5 protein-coding genes, 1 pseudogene and 2 riboswitches are annotated in these 7288 nt (G+C 70.5%); all 6 genes and pseudogenes read right to left on the reverse strand.

Annotated features, from left to right (window positions below; genetic code table 11):
• Positions 1-213 (reverse strand): annotated as a pseudogene (locus AB0J71_RS49385) (glycine cleavage system protein H); the annotation flags it as partial.
• A complete protein-coding gene (gene gcvT, locus AB0J71_RS49390; protein WP_352324994.1) occupies positions 210-1295 on the reverse strand; it encodes a glycine cleavage system aminomethyltransferase GcvT in 1086 nt (361 codons plus the stop codon). The pseudogene AB0J71_RS49385 and the gene gcvT, both read right to left, overlap by 4 nt.
• A 34-nt stretch (positions 1296-1329) precedes the next feature.
• Positions 1330-1429, reverse strand: a riboswitch (glycine riboswitch).
• Between the two features lie 20 nt (positions 1430-1449).
• Positions 1450-1547: riboswitch (glycine riboswitch) on the reverse strand.
• A 283-nt stretch (positions 1548-1830) separates the two neighbouring features.
• Positions 1831-3204: a M28 family peptidase gene (locus AB0J71_RS49395; protein WP_352324998.1), complete on the reverse strand. Its 1374-nt coding sequence runs from the start codon at positions 3202-3204 to the stop codon at positions 1831-1833.
• Between the two features lie 71 nt (positions 3205-3275).
• A complete protein-coding gene (locus tag AB0J71_RS49400) occupies positions 3276-5570 on the reverse strand; it encodes a M4 family metallopeptidase (protein WP_352324993.1) in 2295 nt (764 codons plus the stop codon).
• A gap of 222 nt (positions 5571-5792) precedes the next feature.
• A complete protein-coding gene (locus tag AB0J71_RS49405) occupies positions 5793-6482 on the reverse strand; it encodes a gamma-glutamyl-gamma-aminobutyrate hydrolase family protein (protein ID WP_364421334.1) in 690 nt (229 codons plus the stop codon).
• On the reverse strand, positions 6479-7243 hold the full coding sequence (locus tag AB0J71_RS49410) for a 3-oxoacyl-ACP reductase (protein WP_352324991.1): 765 nt from the start codon (positions 7241-7243) through the stop codon (positions 6479-6481). The genes AB0J71_RS49405 and AB0J71_RS49410 overlap by 4 nt, the downstream gene beginning before the upstream one ends.
• Positions 7244-7288 lie beyond the last annotated feature (45 nt).

Consider the following 7288-nt stretch of genomic DNA (forward strand, 5'->3'; position numbering starts at 1 on the left):
GATCTCGCTCACCGACTTGGTGGACTCCACCTCGCCGACCGAGTCACCCGCCTCGACGGTCGAACCGACCTCGGGGAGCTGCACGAAGACGACGTCACCAAGAGCCTCGGCGGCGAAGGCCGTGATGCCGACGGTCACGGTGATGCCGTCGTCCACGCCCGACACCCACTCGTGCTCCTTGGTGTAGTTCAGGTCGTCAGGGATGTTGCTCACTTGTTCCTCCTGTAGAAGGGCAGCTCGACCAGGTCCATAGGTTCATGGCTGCCCCGGATGTCCACGGCCAGACCTGTGTCGGCCCCGGCGTCCACGTAGGCCATCGCGATGGGCTTGCCCAGGGTCTGGGAGGGCGCACCGCTGGTGACCTCGCCGACGACGGCGCCGTCGCGGGTGACCGGGTAGCCGTGACGCGGCACCCGGCGGCCCTGGGCGACCAGGCCGACGAGGCGGCGGCGGGGCTGGTCGTCCTTGACCGCCTCCAGTGCCGCCCTGCCGACGAAGTCACCGGGCTTGTCGAATTTCACCACTCTGCCCAGCCCCGCGTCGAACGGGGTCAGGTCGGAGCTCAGCTCGTTGCCGTAGAGCGGCATGCCGGCCTCCAGCCTGAGGGTGTCGCGGCTGGACAGACCGGCGGCCCGCAGCCCGTGCGGCTCGCCTGCGGCCTCCAGGGCGCGCCAGAGCGGCACGGCGTCCTGGTTGGCGACGAACAGCTCGAAGCCGTCCTCGCCGGTGTAGCCGGTGCGGGCGATGAGCGCCTGGCGGCCGTCGACCACGCCGGGCAGGCCCGCGTAGTACTTGAGATTGTCGAGGTCGGCGTCGGTGAGCGTGGCCAGGATCTCCTGGGCCTTCGGGCCCTGGATCGCGATGAGGGCGTACTGCTGGGAGCGGTCATCGACCGCCACGTCATACGACTTAGTACGATTTTTCAGCTCATCCGCGACCTTGTCGGAGTTCGAGGCGTTGGCCACCACCATGAACTCCTCGTCCGCCAGTCGGTAGACGATGAGGTCGTCGAGCACCCCGCCGCGCTCGTCCACGATCATCGTGTACCTGGCCCGGCCGGGCGCGAGCGCCGACAGGTGGCCGACCAGTGCGTAGTCGAGGGCCTCTGCGGCCTGCGGACCGGTCAGGAAGATCTCGCCCATGTGCGAGAGGTCGAACAACCCGGCCGCCTCGCGGACGGCTTTGTGCTCCGCCGACTCGCTGCCGTACCGGAGCGGCATGAGCCATCCGGCGAAGTCGGTCAGCGTGGCGCCTAGGGCCTCGTGGACGTCTCGTAGCGGCGTAGGTCGGGACATTTGTCGCACCTCAGGACAGGATTGGATGCCAGCATCCTCCCCCTCTGTCATGGATGCCTGAGAGCTTCGCCCGAGTTTTACCGGACTTTCACCTTCGGCGAGGCCCCGAGGGCCTGCTTTCCAGAGGTCACCTCCCCGTAAGAACGCCTTACAGGGCTGCCGCGCGGTCCTTTGCCTTGAGAGGTTCGCGGGGAGGGCTTGCTCCTTCAGGGACCCTGACCGGCTGTCAGGGTGCTCTCCCGCACGGTTTCGCCGGTGATGTCCGTCAGCCTAGTGCCGTCATGGGGGTGTTGTCGCGCTTCGCCCTCCGCCATCCGCCGCATCCGCGACATCCCGCACGCAGCGAAAAGCGGCCGCGGCCCCGGAGAGGCGGGGTCGCGGCCGCGTTGGTGGCCGCGCGCGAGCCGGTCATGGCAGGTCAGCTCGCACGCGGCAGCTCGGGGCGGGCCGGCGGTGACCGGCCCGCGCGGGGCTCGGGCCCGAGGATCAGGCCCGTGGATCAGGTCCGAGGATCAGACCCTGAGGTCAGGCCGGATCAGGCCCGTGCCCAGAGGGCGGGCACGTTCGGCGGCTCCCAGCCCGGCAGGCTGGTGTGCGCCTGGAGGCAGCGGTAGCTGACCCCCTGGTAGGTGACGACGTCTCCGGCCGTGTACGACTTGTAGGCCGTCCAGGTGGTGCCCTGGCCGTCCCCTCCGACGGTCAGGGTGAAGGACGCGGAGTGGTCCGCCGTCGTCCCGTCGCCGTTGATCCCTATCGTGTACGTCCCCGCCGCGACGCCGCTGGTGGTGGCGATCGTGACGGTGGACGACTGGCCCGCCTGCACCGTGGACGGGCTGAAGGAGACGGTGACCCCGCTCGGCACGTTCCCGGCGGAGAGCGCGACGCTCTGCGCCTGGCCGGACGTGACCTGGGTACTGACCGCCGCGGTAGCCGACTGACCGGCCTGGACCGATGCCGACGACGGGGTCACCGAGATCGAGTAGTCGTTCTCCGTGGGCGTGCTGGTGCCCACGGCGAGCTTCCATATGGCGTACGCGATGGCGTCGGAGTTGCGGTCGAGCGCCGTGGTGTTGATGGCGCTCGGGTAGCTGTCGCAGGCGCTGTGGTAGCAGCGGTCGAACGCCTGCCCGGCCGAGCCGCCCCACTTGGCGGCCTGGGCCGAGCTCTTGACCGCCCCGGCCCCCGTGGCCAGGCCGCCGACCCGGACGCCCGCGCTCTTGAACGAGGCGTGGTCGCTGCGGCCGTCGCCCTCCCTGTCGCCCTCGGTCTGCAGGCCGATGGTGGCGAAGTAGTCGTTGAAGGTGCGCTGGATCGCCGCGTCGTCGTCGTAGACGAAGTAGCCGGCGTTGGTCGAGGCGATCATGTCGAAGTTCAGGTACACCTCGACGCCGCTCGCGCCGCCGTTCTGCACGTAGTACCTGGACCCGACCATGCCCGCCTCCTCGGCGCCCCACCAGCCGAACCGCACGTGCTTGGTGAGGGTGGGCTTGCGGGCGGCGAGGGTGAGGGCGTTCTCCAGGAGCGCGGCCGAGCCGGAACCGTTGTCGTTGATCCCGGGGCCGGCCGCGACGCTGTCGAGGTGGGCGCCGAGCATCACGGTCTGGTTGGCCGGGCCGCCCGGCCAGTCGGCGATCAGGTTGCTGCCGCCGCTGAAGTTCTGCACGCGGGTGGTGAAGCCGGCCGCGTCCAGCTTGCCCTTGATGTAGTTCATCGAGGCGGTGAAGCCCGGCCTGCCCGAGGCGCGGTTGCCGCCGTTGCTCGTGGCGATGGACTGCAACTGGCTCAGATGCGCCGTCACGTTCGCGACGGGGATGTCGGGCGCGGGGTCGGCGGCGGCGCCGGCCGGTCCGGCCGGCGTGGTGAGGGTCAGGGCCAACGCGGCGGTGGCCGCGGCGCCCAGCCTGAGCATGGCGTTCACGTTCTGTGGCTCCTCAAGGGGGTTGGGCGGCCACCCCGGCGTGGCCGCCCAGGTCGTGCGACTTAGACCGGCTGCCAGAGGGCAGGGGTGTTGGGCGGCTCCCAGCCCGGCAGGCTCGTGTGAGACTGCAGGCAGCGGTAGCTGGCGCCCTGGTAGGTGACGGTCTGTCCGGCCGTGTAGGCCGTGTACGTCTGCCACGTGGTGCCCTGGCCGCCGCCCACCGTCAGGCTGAAGGAGGCCGAGTGGTCGGCGCTCGCGCCGTCGGCGTTCAGGCTGATCGTGTACGTGCTGGGCGTCACGCCGCTCGTGGTCGCGAACGTCACCGTGGACGACTGCCCGGCGGTGATCGTGGACGGGCTGAAGCTGACCGTCACGCCCGCGGGCACGTTGCTCGCCGACAGGGCGATGCTCTGCGCCTGGCCGGCGGTGACCTGCGTGCTGACCGTGGCGGTGGCCGACTGACCGGCCTGCACCGAGGCCGACGACGGGGTCACGCCGAAGGAGTAGTCGTTCGGCGAGCTCTGCCCGATCTGCAGGTTGTAGGTGGCCTGGCGGTCCACGTCGGCGCCGTCGGCCGTGATGGCGATCGAGTGGGTGCCCTGCGGGCTGCTCGCCGAGGTGGTGATCGTCAGCGTCGAGCTCTGCCCCGCGGTGATGGTGGCCGGGCTGAACGAGGCGGTCACGCCGGCCGGCAGGGTGCCGGTCCGCAGGGTGATCGACTGCGCCGAGCCGCCGGTCACGGTGGTGCTCACCGTGGTCGTGGTGCTCTGGCCGGGGGTGACGCTGCCGGAGGCGGGGTTCAGGTTGACCGAGAAGTCGTTGCTGCCCTGCGTGCAGGTCGGCTCACCGGACTGGGCCCGTACGCTGACGCCGTCCCAGGCGTTCTTGACCACGTTGAACTCGGTGCAGCTGCCCGGGTACAGGGTCTTGGCGGCCTGGAGGGTGGCGACCCTGGCCTTGGCGTGCGTCCACGGCTGGGTCTTCATGTTCAGCGCGGACATGAACACCTCACCGGCCTTGCGGATGCCGATGCCGGTGATCGCGGCGCCGTTGTCGCAGCGGGTGCTGGCGGGCTTGCCCGAGGGGTTGGTGCCCTCGGCCACCAGGTAGAACCAGTGGTTCTGCGGGCCGGCCGCCGCGTGCACCTCGGTGTTGGGGATGGAGGCGCTGTAGCAGTTCGGGTGGCTGAGGGCCGACGGGTTGTACATGTTGCGGATCGGCCCGGACCCCGAGAGGTTGACCTCCTCGCCGACCAGGTAGTCCGGCGGGTCGTTCGGGTTGTTGGCGTACGCCTCGGTGAGCGCGCCGAAGATGTCGCCGGTGGACTCGTTCATGCCGCCGGTCTCGTTGCCGCTGCCCGAGCCGCCGCTGGTGAACTGGAAGATGCCGTGGCCGAACTCGTGGCCGACCACGTCCATCGACGTGAGCTGCTGGGAGTTGGCGGAGTTGTGGCCGAAGGAGCCGTACTGGCCGTTCCAGTAGGCGTTGACGTCGGCCAGGCCGACGCGGGCCGGGTAGCCGCCGCCCTGGCCGTTGATGCCGTTGCGGCCGAGCCAGGCGCTCAGCATGTCCCATTCCCGCTGCGCGGCGTACAGGGCGTCGACGCAGGCGGTCTCCAGGTTCGTGCCGGAGCCGTTGCCCCAGGTGTCGGTGGTCTTCGTGTACGGCGTGCCGTTCTGGCCGCCGCACGCCACACCGCTCCTGCGGGGGTCGCGCATCGTGTACGAGGGGCTGGTGTCGATGGTGACGGTGCCGACGTAGTAGCTGTTGCCGGTGCCGTCGCGCACCTCGTCCCAGTCGTCGATGACCTTGCCGGTCAGGGCGTCCACGTAGACGTGGAGCTTGGTCTCGTGACCGGTGGCGTTGGCGCCGGTGACGAGCACCTCCCAGGCCAGCCGCGGGGTCGTCGTGGTGGCGTGCACGGACAGCACCGGCGTGGCGACGGTCTCGACCCTGGCCACCTTGGCCCTGGCCGTCACGGCGGCCTGGGCCGCGGTGACCTTCGCCTTCGTGCCGATCCCGATCTTCGTGCGCTGCCCGGTGGCGACCGTGTCGACCACCGCGCCGGAGGCGTCCGTGGCGACGACCACGTCGCCGCCGTAGACGGGCAGGCCCGCGTGCTTACGGGCGTAGGTCAGGTACTGCAGGCCGCGGACGCCTTCGACGGTCGACGTCAGCGTGAACGTGTCCTGCTCGGATGCCAGCAATGCCGCCGAGTCGGCCAGGATCGCGTTGTGTGCGGTGGCGATCGCGTTCCTGCGCTCGTCGGGGCTGGGAGGATCGGCCACCTGCGACGCTTGGGCTGTGGCGCTCGTGGCGCCCACCAGCGAGCTGGTGGTCAGGGCTAGCGCGAGCATTGCGGCAGCCCCCAACCTGAGTTTGGGGTTCACTCTCTGGCTCCTCAGGGGGGTGTGGAGTGGAAGAGCCCCGGCCGGCTGGGGATGAACACAGGGTGACACCGGGATGGCGCGACCCGGTACCCAACAAATTTCCTATAACGTGGTGATATGGCCCTCTGAGCTGGGATTTCGCGGGATTTTAGGGCGCAGAAAAGGTAAAGAAGCTTTCCAGTAACGGTCTCAGCAGGCCGCCGTGAACGCCTCGAAGAGCGCCGATCCGTCGCCCGCCTCCGGGTGCCACTGGACCGCTGCCGCGAAGCCGCCGGAGTCGAGCTCCACCGCCTCGATCGTCCCGTCGCCGGACGTGGCGGTGACCGTGAGCCCGGGGGCGAGCCGGTCGATCGCCTGGTGGTGGTAGTGCGGGACCGCCACCGAGTCCGTGCCGAGCGCCTCGGCCAGGCGGCTGCCGGGCACGGGCGTGACCGGCAGGTGGCCGAACTCGCCGGGCGCGGGGGAGTGGCCGGTGTGCCCGGTCACGTCGGGCAGGTGCTGGTGCAGGGTGCCGCCGAGCAGCACGTTGAGCACCTGCAGCCCGCGGCAGATGCCCAGGAACGGCAGCCCGGCCTCCAGGGCCGCCGCCAGGAGGGCGAACTCGGCCTCGTCCCGGAACTCCCGGACGTAGCCGGTGCGCTCGTGCGCCGCCCGGCCGTACCTGGCCGGGTCGACGTCGCCGCCGCCGGCCAGGACGAGACCGTCGAGCCGCCCCACGACCTGGGCGGGATCGCCGGCCGGCGGCAGCAGCACGGGCTGCCCGCCGGCCTGGACGATCTTCTCGACGTACATGTACGGCAGCAGCGCGACGGGCAGGTCCCACACGGTGAACCGGGCGGGCTCGACGTACGTCGTGACGCCGATGACCGGACGGGTCACAGCGGCGTCACGTACGCGCCGGAGATGCCGCCGTCCACCAGGAACTCGGCCCCCGTGATGAAGGAGGCGTCGTCGCTGGCCAGGAACGCCACGGCGGCGGCGATCTCCGACGCCTCGGCGAAGCGGCCCACCGGGACGTGCACCAGCCGCCGCTGGGCCCGCTCGGGGTCCTTGGCGAACAGCTCCTGCAGCAGCGGCGTGTTCACCGGCCCGGGGCACAGCGCGTTGACCCGGATGCCCTCGCGGGCGAACTGCACGCCCAGCTCGCGCGACATCGCCAGCACGCCGCCCTTGGAGGCCGTGTACGAGATCTGCGACGTGGCCGACCCCATGACCGCCACGAACGACGCGGTGTTGATGATCGACCCCTTGCCCTGCCGCCGCATGTACGGGATGGCGTGCTTGCAGCACAGGTACACGCTGGTCAGGTTCACCTCCTGGACGCGGCGCCAGGCGTCCAGGCCGGTCTCCAGGATCGAGTCGTCGTCGGGCGGCGAGATGCCGGCGTTGTTGAAGGCGACGTCCACGCTGCCGTAGGTCTCGTGGGCCGTGGCGAACATCCGGACGACGTCGTCCTCGCTGGTCACGTCGGCCTTGACGAAGAGGCCGCCGACCTCGCCCGCGGCCTTGGCCCCGGCCTCCTCGTCGATGTCGACGCAGACGACCTTCGCGCCCTCCTGCGCGAACCTGCGCGCCGTGGCCAGCCCGATGCCGCTGCCCGCGCCGGTGATGACGGTCACCCGGTCCTGCAAACGCTGCACTGTACCTACTCCCTGTCCGATTGGTCGTTCACCTTCCTCGTTCGC

Origin of the sequence: Nonomuraea sp. NPDC049637 (assembly GCF_040675235.1) — a bacterium.
In the GTDB taxonomy this organism is placed as follows: Bacteria; Actinomycetota; Actinomycetes; order Streptosporangiales; family Streptosporangiaceae; genus Nonomuraea.

What these genes read in the sequence shown, in the direction of transcription:
- gcvT (WP_352324994.1), bottom strand. Translation starts at nt 1,295, where the DNA reads ATGTCCCGACCTACGCCGCTACGAGACGTCCACGAGGCCCTAGGCGCC.
- AB0J71_RS49395 (WP_352324998.1), bottom strand. Translation starts at nt 3,204, where the DNA reads ATGCTCAGGCTGGGCGCCGCGGCCACCGCCGCGTTGGCCCTGACCCTC.
- AB0J71_RS49400 (WP_352324993.1), bottom strand. Translation starts at nt 5,570, where the DNA reads ATGCTCGCGCTAGCCCTGACCACCAGCTCGCTGGTGGGCGCCACGAGC.